This is a genomic window from Pseudomonas sp. GCEP-101, from assembly GCF_025133575.1.
GTDB classification, from domain to species: Bacteria; Pseudomonadota; Gammaproteobacteria; order Pseudomonadales; family Pseudomonadaceae; genus Pseudomonas; species Pseudomonas nitroreducens_B.
Genome location: NZ_CP104011.1, coordinates 4,489,968 through 4,506,555, shown reverse-complemented (window position 1 = coordinate 4,506,555; position 16,588 = coordinate 4,489,968). Strand labels below are relative to the sequence as shown.

Genomic DNA, 16,588 nt, shown 5'->3' with positions numbered 1-16,588 from the left:
GTAACGCAAAGGCCCCGGCAATCTGCCGGGGCCTCTTCTTGTGCAGCGCAACGCTTCAGGCGAGCAGCGACTCCAGCACCCGGTTCAGGTGCAGCACACCGATCCTGCCCAGTTCCTCCCGGTCGGTGATCGGCTGGTCGTCACGCAGGAAGCCCAGCCGCCCTTCGGCAACCGCCTCGGCGATGGCTTCGAGCAATTCGTCCTGGGTGTGGCAGCCATCCAGCAACGGCAACAGCAGCGCCGAGAACGCATCCAGGGTGATCGCCTCGTGCCAGGGGTTGAAGGTCACGCTGCCCTCACCGCCTCCGCTCAACTGCGCAAAGCCGATGACTTCCGGATCGACCCGCGGCATGCCCGCCGCGCCCGGCCCGCCGATCACCGGCACCAGGCGATAGCGGCCCAGGTCGGCCACCACGATGTGCTCGAACAGGTCGAGCAACTGCGGCTCGGCCCTGGCCGGCAGCGTGCCCAGTTGCTGCTCGATGTAGGCCAGCAGCGCCGGCAGGTTCTGCGTGCGCGGCCAGACCTCGTTGAGGCGGTAGGCGGCGACCTTCATCGCGGCGCCGCGCAAGCCGATACGGCGCCCGTCAGCCACCAGGAACTGCTGCTCGCTGTCGTCCAGCTGCACCGCGCCTTCGCATTCAAAACGGCCGGCGACGTGCAGCTTGACCAGGCGGTCGGCGGTCATCCGGTAGCGGATCGCCCCGGCCTTGTCGGCGTGCACCAGGAGCGTCTGCCGGGTGCTGCGGTTGGTCAGGATGTCCATGTACTGCTCCATGGCCACCTGGCTGTGCCCGCACTCGTTGAGCAGCGCCTGCTGCACTCCCTCGGGGAAATGGCTGATGAACATGCCCGCCGCGCGGGTATCGGCCAGGTACGCCAGGCCGTGCTGCTCGAAGCGCTGCACGAAGTCGGAGAAGTAGAACGGCGTGTTGTTCGGTTCGAGGAACGCCGACAGGCGCGCCGGGTCCCCACGCAGCGACTCGCACTCCTCCACCGCCCCCTTGAGCGCGTTGCCACCCAGGTTCGCCCAGCGCTTGAGGAAATCGAACATGCCCTGCGCCTCGGCCAGCGCCTGCGCGTCGAGAGCGCGGCCATCCAGGCGCAGCAGCATGGCATCGCGCACCATCTCCCGGGACTTCCAGCCCGGATAGGTATTGCAGCTGACATAGGCGACGCCATTGGCCGCCAGGTTCTCCTTGCAGATGCGCATGACCTCGCGGCGATCCATCGCGGACAGATGGCTGTAGAGGCCATGGCAGATGATGTAGTCGAACTCGCCAAACTCCGCGGTGATCTCCTCCAGCGCGGCGGCATGCAGGCGCAGGTTGCCCAGCCCGAGCTGGCGGACCGTCTGCTGTCCCTGCTTGATGCGCTCGGCCGACGCATCGACACCCAGCACCTTGGCGCGGCGGTGGCGCACCGCGAACGGCACCAGGTTGCTGCCCGCGCCGCAGCCCAGCTCCAGCACCCGGGCCTTTTCCACCTTCGGCGGCTCCAGCCCGAACAACCAGGCCAGCACGGCCAGGTGCTCGGGCGCGGAATGCGGGTGACAACGGAAGAGCTGGGCGGAATTGACCTGGGAAGACGGAAGCGGCGTAGCGGATGCGGACACGGAAGAGTTGCCTACTGGATGCGGGGTATGACCTCGTCGAATGGGCCGACAAGACTTGCGCGCATTCTGCCGCCCCGCCCAACGCGGTACTGCACCTCAAAACCGATTAAGGATTTTTCTGACAGGATATTCGTCCGCCCGCCGACGAATCACTCAGTGGCCGGTTTCCGTCCCCGGCGGCGCCAACTGCGCCGCGGCTTGGCCGTCGAAGTAAGCCACCTGCAGCGGGCGATTCAAGCCATGCAGGCGACCCTCGCCATAGGCCAGCGCACCATGCTGGCGAAGGCTCAACTGGCCGTTGCGCAAGGTGAGTTCAGCGCCATCGGATGAGGTGAATTCCAGCGAGTTTTTATCCAGGTGCAACACCTCGATGGTGGTGCCCGACGCCGGGAACTGCGCGCGCACCCGCGCCAGGTAGGTCGGCGCCAGGCGGCCGAACAGCTGCTGCGCCTGTTCGCGGATCTCCAGCGGATTGAGTCCGGGGCGCCGCTGCAGCTCGCTGGCGATCAACGTGAACACATCGGCGTTGGCACGGGCGATGGCCAGGCGCACCGACAGCAGCATCGTCAGGCTGGCCTGGTCAGTGACCGTCTCCGCGGCGACGTCCGTCTCTGCCTTACCGTTGGCGGAGCCGCCCTGCACCGCCTGCAAGGGCTGCAGGTCGGCGAGGGAGAACGCCGTGCTCGCCAGGTGCGCCGCACACAGCGTGGCCTGCCCCGCGCGGTCACCATTGCTCAGCAACGCCAGGGCTGGATTGCGCTTGGCCGCTGCCGCGGTGTCGACCTTCTGCTGGGCCAGGAAGGCATTCACCTGCTCCTGGGTGGCGTTGCCGCGCGCCAGGCCGCAAATCTGGTTCATCAATTCCGGCGTGAGGCCATCCTCGAGCCTGGGCGCCAGCGCCAGCACCGCGCCCTGCAGGAACGGCAAGGCGGGCAGGCTCAGCCACTCGCGGTGAACGGCCTCAGCCGGGCGCGACTGCGGCGGTTGCGGGTCCTTGCAGCCGGACAGCGCCAGGGAGCCCAGGAACAGGGCGAAGCAGAAATATCGGGAGATCATCGAAAGCAGCGCAATGGAGGAATGAAAAAAAGGAAGTTCGGTGGAAATAAAAAAAGGCGCGGCAGTGAGCCGCGCCTGGCGATTACCTCGCCTGGACCGCCACGCTGGTGCGGCGGTTGGGTGCCAGACAGGCGATCACCTCGGGCGTCGCCGCGCCCGGGCAGTTCACCAGCGGCTCGGCCGGGCCACGGCCTTCGGCGCTGATCAGCGCGCCGGATACGCCGTGCTGGATCAGGTAGCTGCGCACCGCATTGGCGCGGGCCTGGGACAGCTGGATGTTGCTCTGCACGCTGCCGATGCGGTCGGTATAGCCGACGATGTCCAGGGAAATCAGCTCGGCGCCCTTCAGGCCTTCGGCCAGCTCGTCCAGCTTCGCCTTGCCTTCCGGGCGCAGCACCGCGCTGCCGAAGGCGAACGAGGCATCCGCCGCCAGGTTCAGGGTGCGCGCACGCGGTTGCGGTGCGGGCGCAGGAACCGGCGCCGGCGCCTGCTGCAGGCAGTCGGCCGGGTGGAAGTAGAAGGACTGGGCCATGTAGTCGGTGTCGTAGAGCACCTTGTACTGGCAGACCTTGTCCGGCTGGCCCTCGGCCTGGCGGAACTTGAAGATGTAGTCCCACTCGCGCACGCCGAACATGCCTTCGGAGAACTGCGGGTGGCCCAGCAGGTCCTGCACCTGATGCTTGGTCATGCCGGGGCGCATCTTGCCCAGGTTCTCCAGGTTGACGTAGCTGCCTTCGGGCATGCTGGCGTCCTTCATCGCCGGGAATACCGGCTCCTGGGTGTGCCCTGCCGAATCGACGTCGCTGACGGTACCGCAGGCGGTCAGCGCAGCCAGCGCGGAAGCCGCCAGGGCGAGCTTCAGGCCGCCCAGTTTGTATTGCTCGAACATCTGATAAACCTCGAAAGATCCGCGAAGGGCCCGGCAGCACCGGCCCCTTCGTTCAGGAAGGAATTACCACTGGTAACCCACGCCGACCGACACGCCGAACTGGCCCTGGGTGTCGGTGTTGCCCGACAGCTTGGTGACCCATTTGCCGTTGTCGGAGATGCGCGACACACCGATCGCCAGGGCGTTCTGCCCGCGGTAGTTGCCCATGCCGACCGAGGCCATGCTGGCGCCCGGCGTATACGGCTGCGGCAGCGTCGCGGCGGCCAGCGCTCCGGCGATACCGGCGCTCAGGGTGTCGTCCTGTTTCTTCAGGTCGCGCTTGAGGTCGGTGTAGACGCCGTTGATGTTGTTGTTGATGTCGCCGGTCGCCTTGTTCAGCTGGGCGACGTTGACGGCATCGGTATCGGCGCTGCCCGCGGCCAGGTTGGTGATCTGCCGCTCGGCGCCGGCGCTGCCGACGGACACCGAGTTAGCGCGATCGGCCACCGAGTCGTTGCCCAGGGCCACCGAGTTGCTGGCGGTCGCCTTCGAGCGCGTACCGACGGCCACGGCGTTGTCGCCCGAGGCCTGGGCACCGGCGCCGCCAGCCACCGCATCCTTGCCGGTCGCCTTGGGCTTGGCCAGGTTGCTGGTGTTGTTCACCTGGAACATGCCGTCCTTGCCGTCAGCGACGTTGCTGATGCTGGCATTGGCGTTGTTGGCCACGCTCTTCAACTGGGCAACGTTGACCGCATCGCTGTCTTCGCTGCCGGCGGCTACGCCGGTTATCTGGCGATAAACACCGTTGTCGGCGTCGCCCACGCTCACCGCACCGCGAGTGCTGGTGGTCGCGGCGATGGCCTTGGCCTGCTCGTCGGTCGCCGTGGCCGGCACATACCCGGCAGTGCCCGCATCACGCTTGGCCACCGAGTCGCTGCCCAGCGCCACGCCGGCGTCGGAAGTGGCGCTGGCGTTGACGCCGGCGGCCAGGGAGTTCTTGCCCTGGGCGCCGTCGTTGGCGTAGTTGCCGCCCTTCTGCCCATTGTCGTTGACGCTGTAGTAGTGCGTCTCGGCGTTGGACATTGCGACGTTGAGCTGATCGACGTTGACCGCGTCGCCGCCGTCCACGCCCGCCGCCACGTTGGTGATGCGCGTGCCGCCGGTCCTGGTGGTGCTGTCGTAGGTGTCGCCACCCAGGTTGACGGTGCTGTAGTCGATGCTGCCGTCAGGCTTGGTCACGTACTTGACCGCGCCCTTGTCCAGGGTGCCGACGCCCGCGGTGATGGTTTCCAGGGCCTGGTTGGTCGCATACAGCTGCGAGCCGTTGACGGCATCGGTGCTGGTCTCGCTCAGGCGGCCGGCCGCGACGTTGGTGATGGTGCGCTCGTTACCGACGCTGCCGACGCTGACGGTGCTGGTCGGCGAGGTGCCGGCGAAGGTGTAGTTCACCCCGCGAAGCGTGGTGCCGGTGGTGGCTACGGCAGCGTCGGTGACCGAGCCTGCGCCCAGCGCCACGCTGTTGGCCTGGCCGGAGACCGCGCCCATGCCGATGGCCACGGAATCCTGGCCGGAAGCCACGGCGTCGGTGCCGGTGGAATTGGCGTGGAAGTACTTGGTGCCGGTGTCATAGATATTGGTGACGCGACCGTCCACATCACCGATGTTGGTGGTGTTCTGCGCGACCTGGGCGTTGGTCTCGTTGAGCTGAGACATGTTCACCGCATCGCTGTCATCCACGCCGCGCGCGACGTTGGTGATGCGCGTGCCACCGGTCTTGCTGCTCTTGTCGTAGGTGTCACCACCCAGGGTGACGCTGTTGTAGTTGATGCTGCCATCAGCGTTCAGGTCGTACTTCACCGCGCCGGCATCGAGGTGATCGATGGCCGCGTTGGTGGCGAACAGCTGCGAGCCGTTGACCGCATCAGTGCTGGTGGCGCTCAGGCGGCCAGCGGCAACGTTGGTGATGGTGCGCTCGTTGCCGACGCTGCCCACGCTGACAGTGCTGGTCGGTGCGTTGCCGGCGAACTGGTAGCTGGTGCCGGCAATGGTGGTGCCGGTGGTGGCGACGGCGGCGTCGGTAACCGAGCCGGAGCCCAGTGCCACGGCGCCATCCTGCGCAGCCTTGGCGCCTACGCCGGCGGCCAGTGCGTTCACACCGGTGGCACCGTCGTTGTTGTAGTTGTCGCCCTGCACGCCGTTGTCATTGACGCTGTAGTAGTGCGACCTGGCGCCATCGACGCTGCTGTTCAGCTGGTCGACGTTGACGGCATCGCCGCCATTCACGCCGGCAGCGACGTTGGTGATGCGCGTGCCGCCAGTCTTCGTGGTGCTGTTGTAGGTATCGCCACCCAGGGTGACGCTGCCGTAGTTGATGCTGCCGTCCGGATTGGTGTCGTACTTCACCGCACCGGCATCGAGGTGCTCGATGGCCGAATTGGTGGCGAACAGCTGCGAGCCGTTGACCGCATCAGTGCTGGTGGCGCTCAGGCGGCCAGCGGCGACGTTGGTGAGGGTGCGCTCATTGCCGACGCTACCCACGCTGACGGTGCTGGTCGGTGCGTTGCCGGCGAACTGGTAGTCGGTGCCGGCGATAGTAGTGCCGGTGGTGGCCACGGCCGCATCGGTAACCGAGCCGGAGCCCAGCGCCACGGCGCCGTCCTGCGCCGCCTTGGCGCCCACGCCGGCAGCCAGTGCGTTCACACCGGTGGCACCGTCGTTGTTGTAGTTGTCGCCCTGCACGCCGTTGTCATTGACGCTGTAGTAGTGCGACTTGGCGCCATCGACGCTGCTGTTCAGCTGGTCGACGTTGACGGCATCGCCGCCATTCACGCCGGCAGCGACGTTGGTGATGCGCGTGCCACCGGTCTTCGTGGTGCTGTTGTAGGTATCGCCACCCAGGGTGACGCTGCCGTAGTTGATGCTGCCGTCCGGATTGCTGTCGTACTTCACCGCACCGGCATCGAGGTGATCGATGGCCGCGTTGGTGGCGAATAGCTGCGAGCCGTTGATCGCATCAGTGCTGGTGGCGCTCAGGCGGCCAGCGGCGACGTTGGTGATGGTGCGCTCGTTGCCGACGCTGCCCACGCTGACGGTGCTGGTCGGCGCAGTGCCAGCGAACTGGTAGTCGGTGCCGGCAATGGTGGTGCCGGTGGTGGCCACGGCGGCATCGGTGACCGAGCCGGAGCCCAGTGCCACGGCGCCATCCTGCGAGGCCTTGGCGCCCACGCCGGCGGCCAGCGCGTTCACACCGGTGGCACCGTCGTTATTGTAGTTGTCGCCCTGCACGCCGTTGTCGTTGACGCTGTAGTAATGCGTCTTGGCCGAACGGTTGATGGAGTCGTTCAGCTGATCGACGTTGACCGCGTCGGTGCCATCGGTGCCCTGGGCCACATGCTTGATCTGCTGGCCGCCGGCATCGATGCCGGCCGTGGTCACGCTCGGGCCATTGGCGATGGTCAGGCCGGAGGCGTCCAGGGTCGTGGTGCCGCCCGCCGTCACGCTGGTGAAGGCCGGGTTGTCCGCCATCAGCAGGTTGAGCTGGCCGTTGGCGTCGACCTCGGTTTTCAGGTTCGCGCCGCTGTAGGTGCCGGCCGTGCTGCCAGCGCCCTGGATGGTCAGGGTATCGCCCAGTTGCTTGGCGGTGCTGCCGGTATTGCCGGCGAAGGTGAGCGGCGTGGACGCCACGTCTTCGACTGCCGAGGTGACCGCGAACAGCTGCGAGCCATTGATGGCATCGGTACTGGTGCGGCTGATGCGGCCGGCGGCGACGTTGGTCAGGGTCCGTTCGTTGCCCACGTTGCCGATACTGACGGTGCTGGTCGGCGCCACACCGGCGAAGTCGTAGGTGGTGTTGCCGATCTGGATGTTCTGGGTGGCGACCGCCGCGCTGGTGGTCGAGCTGACGCCCAGCGCCACCGAGCGCGCCTGCTGTGCCGCTGCGCCGTTACCGATGGCGACCGCGTCGACCGCCGTGGCCTTGGCCTTGGCGCCTACGGCCACGGCGTTGTCCATGGTCGCCGAGGCGGAGTTGCCCAGCGCGGTGCTCAGCTTGCCGGCCGCATTGGTGCGCTCGCCGATGCCGACGCCGCCCTTGTCGGCGAACGACTCGTTGCCGACAGCGGTGGACGCCTCGCTCGGATCGGACAAGCTGTTGGTCGCGTGCGCCATGCGGCCGATAGCGACGTTGCCGGTGAAGGCACTGGGCGGGTTGGCCTCGTCTGCCAGCGCCTGGTAACCGATGGCCACGCTGCCGCTGTTCAGGGCCTGGGCTTCGTTGCCCAGCGCGACCGAACCCGGGCCGAGGATGGACTGCGCAACGGTGTCCTTGCCGATGGCGATGCTGGCGTCGTTAGCCTTCGTCTGGGCATTGGTGCCAATGGCGATGGAGTCGTTGGGCGTCGCGGTGGCGCCGAAGCCCTGGGCGATAGCGTTCACCCCGGCGGTGGATGCCCCGGTGCCGATGGCCATGCTGCCGATCGCCGTGGTGCTCGAGCCCGAGCCCAGCGCCAGGCTGTCGATGGCGCCCGCGCTGGTGTTGTAACCCAGCGCAGTGGCGCGCGCGCCATTGGTTTTCGCGCCTACGCCGGCGGCCGTCGCATTGGTGCCGACCGCGCCGTCGTTGAGGTAGTTGGCGCTTTGGACGTTGTTGTCGTTGACGCTGAAGTAATGCGACTCCGTGCTGCCGGCGGAGCTCTTCAGGGTCGCGCCCAGCAACGCGGTTTTCGTGCTGGGGGTGGCGTCGGCACTGGATGCCGGCGCAACGGAATAGCTGGTGCTGGCGAGCGCAGCAGACGGGGTTTCCTCCGTCGCGCGGTAGTCGCCCAACGCCGTCGAATAGGCCAGCGCCGCCGAGGACGAAACCGCACTCGGCGCGGCGGCGGTAGTGCCGACCGCCACGCTGGAATCGATCAGGTTGCCGACCTGGACATCATCGGCCCAGGCGGCTTGCGAGGCGCCGATGGCCAGCGCCAGCGAGGTGGCTGCCAGCCCTGCCCCGCGTACCTTCTTGCGGCGCGAGCCGCTCTTGCCCTTGCCCTTGGCAGTGGCGAATTCACAGGCGACCACCCACGCATTGAGGGCGGCGTTCCACACCAAACGATACACCTTGTTCATCATGACTCCTGGGAAAGCAGAATCCGTTGGCACTCGCCGCGCCCAGTGCGCGTCCATTCGCAACGCACTGGTTCAACGCGGGTGTCTGGGGCATCACTCGGCTTGCGGCGTGAGCGTCTGGAACAACAGCTGCCGCCCGCCAGGAGATGCCCGACGTCAACTCGATTCAGGAAAAACGCACCGGCAGCCCGCGCTGAACGTGCAGGGGGATGCCGCGATTTACAGGACACGAGGCGAGCTCGTCAGAGCAGGGCTCGGAGCGCTCAGGCGCGGAGGTACGCGCCGTAGGCAAGCCCGAGAGCCCAGGGATCGGAGAGGGACGATGATCAACGGCAAATTCGATAGGGCCGACGCGGGGAGCCAGGACAACGCCGCCCCCACTGTGGCGATGAACGAGCGGGCTACGCCACTTGCAGCTGGCGGCGCCGGATACGGCGCGCGCACGCGGGTTCATCTCATTAGAAATCACTTTAAGTTCTGCCGTTAATGACATGAATTATCTCCAGATAATCCTGATGAAAAGCATGCTAGCGACGGCAGGAATCCTGGGACATGAAGCCAACCCTGATTGGCCGGTAGGAATTTGCTGGTGCTGGAAAACGGGGCTTTTTCTGCCCGCCGCGACGACCGCTGCGCGCCAGCGTCAGGGCGAATCGGGCCGGCTTTTTACGGGGAGGCGAAAAACAAAAATCCCGGCCGGAGCCGGGATTTTCGTCAGGGGTCTGGCGCGCTCTTCTGTGCGGCGCCGGGCAGCGAGTACTCAGGGCTTTCTGGCACTCAGCAGTTTCGCGACATCTGCGGAGAAGTAGGCCGCACGCAGACGATAAGCGGTGCCCAGCAGGTGCCCGTTGCCATACCAGAGCAGGCCGTTCTGGCTCAGCACCAGGCCGTTTTCCACGGAGTAATCGAAGCGCGCGCCCAGGTTGTTGCTGAAGACGAAACGCCGCGCATCCATCTGCTGCACCTGGTAGCTGGCGTTGGTCGGCGGCATCTGCTGGGCGACGCGATCCAGGTAGGTCGGCGCCAGGCGGATGAACAGGTTGCGCGCCTTGTCGCGGTATTCCTGGATGCTCAGGCCCGGCGTGCGTTGCAGCTGCTCGGCGATCAGCGCGAAGACATCCGCGTCGGCGCGGGCCCGCGCAATGCGCAGCGGCAGTACCTGGGCAACGCGGGTGGCATCGACTTCGGCCGGCTTTGCCTTGTCCTTTTCCTTGCCGGCCTCGGCAGCCTTTTCATGCTCTTCCGGCTTGGCGGCCGGGTTGGCGGGCTTGATGAACTCGCGCATGTCCACCGGGCTCAGGACCTCGGTGGCCTGGTAGGCGGCGCACGCGATGACCTGGGCGGCGGAGTTGCCATTGACCAGCAGGGCCACGGCGTCATTGCTGGTCAGCGGCAGGCGCGTCGGTTCGATGTTCAGCTTTCTGAGCTGCTCGTTCACCTGGTCCTGGGTGGCCTTGCCGGTGGCCAGAGCGCAGATCTGCTGGCTCAGCACGCCATCGCGCTGGCCATTGAAGGTGGGCGCCAACGGCAGGATGGCATCCTGGATGATCGGTAGCGTCGGCACACTGAGCCAGTTGGCCGGGTCGGCAGGGGTCTTGCTCGCCTGATCACAGCCGACCAGCGCGCTGCCGAGGAAGAGAGAGACGACGACTACCTTGAACTTCATGGACATGCCTTACCACGGGATGAATGGATGCAGCGCCCGTGAAAGGCAGCGCCGACAGCTGCCGGATTCTAGAGATTGCCTGCGTAGCGGAGAGGCCCGTCAGGCCTGAGATAGGCATGGGAATATTCCCAACAAGCCCCCGACCGTGTGCCCCCCCTTGCCGACGCATGAAAAAAGGGAGCCCTGGGGCTCCCTTTTTCATCGCGCCGTGCCGGCACGCTACGGCTCAGGCAAAGACGAAGTACTTGCGCACGGTCTCCACGACTTCCCAGGTGCCCTTCATGCCCGGTTCGATGACGAACACGTCGCCGGCGCGCAGATGGATCGGCTGTTCGCCCTCAGGGGTGATGACGCAGTAGCCGTCGAGGAAGTGGCAGTACTCCCACTTCTCGTAGTTGACCTCGAACTTGCCGGGGGTGCAGATCCAGGTGCCCATGATCTTGCTGCCGTCCGCCGACAGGTAGGCGTTGAGGTTGACGGTGTGCGGGTCGCCGCCGATGCGCTTCCACTTGGTGGCGTCCAGCACGGGCGTCGGGCAGGTGTCGCGCAGTACGGTAATGAAGTCGGACATGACAGCTCCAGTCGTTCCGGTGAGGGTCCGCCACCATAGTCACCGCACCGTTCCCGCAGTTGCCTGGATTCGACATCGGTATGCCTGACAGCGCTGCCGGCCCCGTTGCCTCTCTCTGTTGTCGCTTCCTGTTCCTGCCGCAATGCCCGCTTATCCGTACAAATTCCTACCGGTGAACTCTCGGCGTCTGACAACTGTCTGTCTGCTGTCGGCCCTCCGGGTGGGTTTTCTGGCCATTGGCCACCCGGTCAGTTCTGAACCCTCGTATCCAAGCAAGTCGCCCGGCCGGCGTTTTCGCTCCCGCACGGCGGGTTTCGTTTCAAGTCATGTGAAGATTGCCCATGTCCCTATTGCGTCGCTTCCCCGCACGAGTTTCTTCCCTTCAGACCCGCGCCCTCGGTGCCTGCCTGTTTGCCGGCCTGCTGGCGGCCGGCGCCGCTGCCCAGGCCGAGGAGCCCGCCAGCAACGCGCGCTGGGTGAACGACAGCCTGAGCACTTACGTGCGCAGCGGCCCCACCGACGGCTACCGCATCGTCGGCACGCTGACGTCGGGGCAGAAGGTCCAGCTGGTCAGCACGTCCGGCGACTACAGCCAGGTACGCAGCGACAGCGGCAATACCGTGTGGATCGCCAGCAAGGACCTGCAGGACAAGCCCGGCCAAGCCGAGCGCCTGCCCGCGCTGGAACAGAAGGTCAGCGAGCTGACCACCCAGCTGCAGACCATCGACGACTCCTGGAAGAACCGCGTGCAAGGCATGCAGGAAACCCTGGATGCGCGCAAGAAGCTCATCGATGAATTGCAGGCCACCCGCAGCGCACTGGACGCCGAGCTGAACCAGGCACGCGCGCAGCTACGCGATACCCAGGCGCAGCTGGGCGATGAGAACAAGCAGGTGCTGATGCGCTACATGGCCTACGGCGGCAGCATCGCCGGCGCCGGCCTGCTCGCCGGGCTGATCCTGCCGACCATGCTGCGCGTGCGTCGCAAGCGTTCGACCGAGTGGGTCTGACACCCCGCGATCCGTGCCAGGCTGAACCGATCGCGGACGAAGTCCGCTCCTACGCACGAGCCCACTTTACGTAGGAGCGGACTCCGTCCGCGATGGCCCGCCGCCACTCCACGCGTCAACGGGACGGATCCATCCCGAAACAATGCCGCGCCTGCGGGAACCGGCCCTGGTGCACCTCGTTGGCGAAGCGTTCGGCCGCCGCGCTGATCAGCTCGTCCACCCGCACGTATTGCTCGGCAAAACGCGGAATCTGTTCGCCGGAGAGCCCGAGCATGTCCTCGGTCACCAGCACCTGGCCGGCGCAGGCAGGTGAGGCGCCGATGCCGATCACCGGAATCTCCAGGCGCTCGCAGACCTGCCGCGCCAGCGGCTCCAACACGCCTTCCAGCACCACGCTGAACGCCCCGGCGGCCGCGACGGCATCCGCATCGCGCAGCACCCGGGCAGCACCACCCTCCTCCTTGCCCTGGACCTTGAAGCCGCCGAGGGCGTTGACCTTCTGCGGCATCAGGCCGATGTGCGCCATCACCGGGATGCCGCGCTCGACGAGGAAGGCGATGGTCTCGGCCATCTCCGCGCCGCCTTCGAGCTTGACCGCCTGCGCGCCGCTTTCGGCGAGCACCCGCGCCGCCGCAAGGAAGGCCTGCTGCGGCGAGGCCTGGTAACTGGCGAAGGGCATGTCCACCACCACGCACGCCCGCTGCGAGCCGCGCACCACGGCCGCGCCATGGGCGATCATGGTGTCGAGGCTGACGGCCAGCGTATGCGGCATGCCGTAGAGCACCATGCCCAACGAATCGCCCACCAGCAGTACGTCGACATGCGGGTCGAGCAGCCGTGCCATGGGCGTCGAATAGGCGGTGAGCACCACCAGGCTGCCGGGCTCGCGGCGCTGGCGGATGTCGAGGATGGACAGGCGTTGTTGCGGACGATGGCTGCTCATGGTGCGCTCCCGGTCGGGCTGCTATTGGCTGAGCAAGACGCTACCATCGCCCTCCATGACCCACTTCCGACAGTGAGACAAGCTATGCCGTCAGCGGGACAGGACGCTCCGACACTTCCCGGCTTCACGTCGCTGCCGCGCCCCGTCTGGCTGCGCGCCTTCGACATGCCCGCCGGCCACGAGGTCGAACTGCACTCCCACCCCTGGGGCCAACTGATGTACGCCGCCAGCGGCGTGCTCGAGGCGACCACCGAGCAGTACGCCTGCGTGATTCCGCCACGCCGGGCGATGTGGCTGCCGGCGGGCGTGCGCCATAGCGCCCGGGCGCGGACGCCGGTGGTGCACCGCAGCTTTTACCTGGCGCCGGAACTGGCCGTCGCGCTGGGACCGTGCCGGGTGCTGGAGATCTCGCCGCTGCTGGACAATCTCATCCAGCGCGCCAGCGAATACCCCCGCCTCTACCCCGACGGCGGACCGGAAGCCCGGCTGATGCAGGTGCTGGTGGACGAACTGCACAACGCGCCGGACTCCGGCCTCGCCCTGCCGCTGCCACGCGACAGCCGCTTGCGGCGGGTCACCGATCACCTCCAGCAACATCCCGGCGAGCGGCTGGGCATCGAGGACTGGGCACAGCGCGTCGGCGCCTCGCGGCGCACCCTGGCGCGGCTGTTCCGCGATGAAACCGGGCTGTCGTTCCGCGAATGGCGCGAGCGCGTGCGTTTGCTGGCCGCGCTGCCGCGTCTGGAGCGCGGCGAGTCGGTGACGCTGATCGCCGGTGAACTGGGCTATGAATCCACCTCGGCATTCATCGAGCTGTTCCAGCGGCAACTCCATACCTCGCCCGGCGCGCTGGCGCGGCAGATGCGCGGGCGTGACGGCTAGCCTGGCGTGCAGGACGTCGCGGGCAAGGTGCGCTCCTGCACGGTTCAGCACGGTCATCGACCCGAGCCTGTAGGAGCTGGCCATGCCTGCGACAGAGCTTGCGCCGAGCTGTCTCGGACGGAGTCCGCTGTGACGATCCGGGTCAACGAACGAATCGAGGTAACGCCTGACGGCGGACCTTGTCCGCCATCGCGGGCATGGCCCGCTCCTACAAAGGGGCGCTGATAAACATGAGAATTCCTTATGTTGATCACGAGAACATTGAGTTTGTCTCATGAAGGAGGTACCGGGAGAATTTCGCCATTGTTGATTCACTGGAGAGATTCACATGGCGTTGGCACACAACCTCGGCTTCCCCCGCATCGGCCGCGACCGCGAGCTGAAGAAGGCCCAGGAAGCCTTCTGGAAGGGCGAACTGGACGAAGCCGGCCTGCGTGCCGTCGGCCGCGAACTGCGCGCCGCTCACTGGCAGGTACAGAAGAACGCCGGCATCGACCTGCTGCCCGTGGGCGATTTCGCCTGGTATGACCAGGTGCTGACCCACTCGCTGACCTTCGGCGTGATTCCCGAGCGATTCCGTACCGAGGGCGATGCCAAGCCGACCCTGCAGACCCTGTTCGCCATGGCGCGCGGCGCCAGCGCCGGCTGTTGCGGCGCGCACGCCCAACCCCTTCTCGCGCAGGAGCTAACCAAGTGGTTCGATACCAACTACCACTACCTCGTCCCCGAATTCAGCGCTGACCAGCGCTTCGAGTTGAGCTGGGAGCAGTTGTTCGAGGAAGTGGACGAGGCCCACGCCCTCGGCCACAGGGTGAAGCCCGTGGTAATCGGCCCGCTGACCTACCTCTGGCTGGGCAAGGCCAAGGGCGCCTCGCCAGGCCAGGAAGGCTTCGACAAGCTCGAACTCATCGAGCGCCTGCTGCCGCTCTACGGCCAGATCTTCCGCCGCCTGGCCGCGCAGGGCGTGGAGTGGGTGCAGATCGACGAACCCATCCTCGCGCTCGACCTGCCCCAGGCTTGGAAGAACGCCTTCGAGCGCACCTACAACCTGCTGCAGAGCGAGCCGCTGAAGAAGCTGGTGGCCACCTATTTCGCTGGCCTGGACGACAACCTGGGCCTGGCCGCCGGCCTGCCGGTGGACGGCCTGCACCTCGACCTGGTGCGCGCGCCGGAGCAGTTCCCGACCATCCTCGACCGCTTGCCGGCCTACAAGATTCTGTCCCTGGGCGTGGTCAACGGCCGCAACGTCTGGCGCTGCGACCTGGAGAAGACCCTCCAGGTGCTGCGCCACGCCCATGACCGGGTGGGCGAGCGATTGTGGGTGGCGCCGTCCTGCTCGCTGTTGCACAGCCCCGTGGACCTGGAGCGCGAAGACCAGCTGGATGCCGAACTCAAGAGCTGGCTGGCTTTCGCCGTGCAGAAGTGCGCCGAAGTCGCCCTGCTCGCCCGCGCCATCGACCAGCCCGACGCGCCGGACGTCGTGGCCGCGCTGGAACGCAGCCGCGCCGTGCAGGCCTGCCGCGCCGCCTCGCCGCGCATCCACAAGGCCGCGGTGAAGGCCCGTCTGGCCGCCGTGAAAGCCGTCGACAGCCAGCGCCAATCCCCCTTCGCCGAGCGCATCGTCAAGCAGCGCGCCGGCCTGGACCTGCCGGACTTCCCCACCACCACCATCGGCTCCTTCCCGCAGACCTCGGCCATCCGCCTGGCGCGCCAGGCCTTCAGGCAGGGCACGCTCAGCGCCGCCGACTACACCCAGGCCATGCAGAACGAAATTCGCCATGCCGTGGAAATCCAGGAGCACCTGGGGCTCGACGTACTGGTGCATGGCGAGGCCGAGCGCAACGACATGGTGGAGTACTTCGCCGAGCAGCTCGACGGCTACCTGATCACCCGTTTCGGCTGGGTGCAGAGCTACGGTTCGCGCTGCGTGAAACCCGCGGTGATCTATGGCGACCTGAGCCGCCCCAAGCCGATGACGGTGGAGTGGATCCGCTACGCCCAGAGCCTCACCCGCAAGGTGATGAAGGGCATGCTGACCGGCCCGGTGACCCTGCTGGCGTGGTCCTTCCCGCGGGAGGACGTCTGCCGCGAGACGCAGGCGCGGCAGCTGGCGCTGGCGATCCGTGACGAGGTGCTCGACCTCGAAGCCGCCGGCATCCGCATCGTGCAGATCGATGAGGCCGCCTTCCGCGAGGGCCTGCCGCTGCGCCGCAATGAATGGGGCCGCTACCTCGACTGGGCGACCGAAGCCTTCCGCCTGTGCGCCTCGGGCGTGCGCGACGACACCCAGATCCACACCCACATGTGCTACAGCGAATTCAACGACGTGATCGAGGCCATCGCCGCCATGGACGCCGACGTCATCACCATCGAGACCTCACGCTCGGACATGGAGTTGCTGGCGGCCTTCGAGACGTTCGAGTACCCCAACGAGATCGGCCCTGGGGTCTACGACATCCACTCGCCGCGCGTTCCGGCCACCGAGGAAATGGTCAAGCTGCTGCGCAAGGCGGCCCAGCGCATTCCCGCCGAGCGCCTGTGGGTCAATCCCGACTGCGGCCTGAAGACCCGCGCCTGGCCGGAGACGGAAGCGGCGCTGGTGAACATGGTCGCGGCCGCCCGCGAGCTGCGCCGCGACGTGAGCCTGCTGGGCTGAAGCGCCGGGGTGCGTTCGCCCTGGTTCCTCAGGGGCGACACCACGGCCGACGCTGTCCCGCAGGCGCATAACGCCCCAGGCGTTATCTGCCATGGCGGATGCCCCTTCCGGGTGATTCGCCCCGCCTTGCTGCCCAGGCCCCAGTAGGAGCGCGCCATGCGCGCGATCGCGGGCATGGCGCGCTACTACATGGGATATCGTGCCGGCTC

10 protein-coding genes are annotated in these 16,588 nt (G+C 66.9%); 3 read left to right on the top strand and 7 right to left on the bottom strand.

What is annotated here, in order from left to right; genetic code table 11:
* Positions 1–55: 55 nt before the first annotated feature.
* The 6 genes from N0B71_RS20610 to N0B71_RS20580 all read right to left on the bottom strand — a co-directional run bounded on the left by N0B71_RS20610 (position 56) and on the right by N0B71_RS20580 (position 10,888).
* Complete coding sequence (locus N0B71_RS20610; RefSeq protein WP_259754600.1) at positions 56–1,615, bottom strand: methyltransferase regulatory domain-containing protein; 1,560 nt, start codon at positions 1,613–1,615, stop codon at positions 56–58.
* A 153-nt stretch (positions 1,616–1,768) separates the two neighbouring features.
* On the bottom strand, positions 1,769–2,671 hold the full coding sequence (locus tag N0B71_RS20605) for a hypothetical protein (protein WP_259754599.1): 903 nt from the start codon (positions 2,669–2,671) through the stop codon (positions 1,769–1,771).
* An 82-nt stretch (positions 2,672–2,753) separates the two neighbouring features.
* Entirely contained in the window at positions 2,754–3,560 is an 807-nt protein-coding gene (locus N0B71_RS20600; protein ID WP_259754598.1) for an OmpA family protein, read from the bottom strand.
* A 63-nt stretch (positions 3,561–3,623) separates the two neighbouring features.
* Positions 3,624–8,651 carry a YadA-like family protein gene (locus tag N0B71_RS20590; RefSeq protein ID WP_311197167.1) on the bottom strand — a complete coding sequence of 1,676 codons (5,028 nt, stop codon included), beginning with the start codon at positions 8,649–8,651 and terminating at the stop codon, positions 3,624–3,626.
* 760 nt (positions 8,652–9,411) lie between these two features.
* Positions 9,412–10,317, bottom strand: coding sequence for a hypothetical protein (locus N0B71_RS20585; RefSeq protein ID WP_259754596.1), 906 nt, complete (start codon positions 10,315–10,317; stop codon positions 9,412–9,414).
* A gap of 226 nt (positions 10,318–10,543) precedes the next feature.
* Complete coding sequence (locus N0B71_RS20580; protein WP_184595441.1) at positions 10,544–10,888, bottom strand: cupin domain-containing protein; 345 nt, start codon at positions 10,886–10,888, stop codon at positions 10,544–10,546.
* Between the two features lie 341 nt (positions 10,889–11,229).
* Between N0B71_RS20580 and N0B71_RS20575 the strand changes: the two genes are divergently transcribed.
* Positions 11,230–11,898 carry a TIGR04211 family SH3 domain-containing protein gene (locus N0B71_RS20575; RefSeq protein ID WP_259754594.1) on the top strand — a complete coding sequence of 223 codons (669 nt, stop codon included), beginning with the start codon at positions 11,230–11,232 and terminating at the stop codon, positions 11,896–11,898.
* Positions 11,899–12,013: 115 nt separating this feature from the next.
* Here the strand turns inward: N0B71_RS20575 and panB are convergent, their stop codons facing one another.
* Positions 12,014–12,841, bottom strand: coding sequence for a 3-methyl-2-oxobutanoate hydroxymethyltransferase (panB, locus tag N0B71_RS20570; protein WP_259754592.1), 828 nt, complete (start codon positions 12,839–12,841; stop codon positions 12,014–12,016).
* Positions 12,842–12,925: 84 nt separating this feature from the next.
* On the opposite strand from panB, the gene N0B71_RS20565 reads away from it, so the two are divergent.
* Both N0B71_RS20565 and metE read left to right on the top strand, forming a co-directional pair.
* The gene (locus N0B71_RS20565) at positions 12,926–13,723 is read left to right on the top strand and encodes an AraC family transcriptional regulator (protein ID WP_259754590.1); all 798 of its coding nucleotides are present in this window, start codon (positions 12,926–12,928) and stop codon (positions 13,721–13,723) included.
* Positions 13,724–14,051: 328 nt separating this feature from the next.
* Positions 14,052–16,379, top strand: a complete 2,328-nt coding sequence (metE, locus tag N0B71_RS20560; RefSeq protein WP_259754588.1) for a 5-methyltetrahydropteroyltriglutamate--homocysteine S-methyltransferase — start codon at positions 14,052–14,054, stop codon at positions 16,377–16,379.
* The last annotated feature ends 209 nt before the right edge of the window (positions 16,380–16,588 follow it).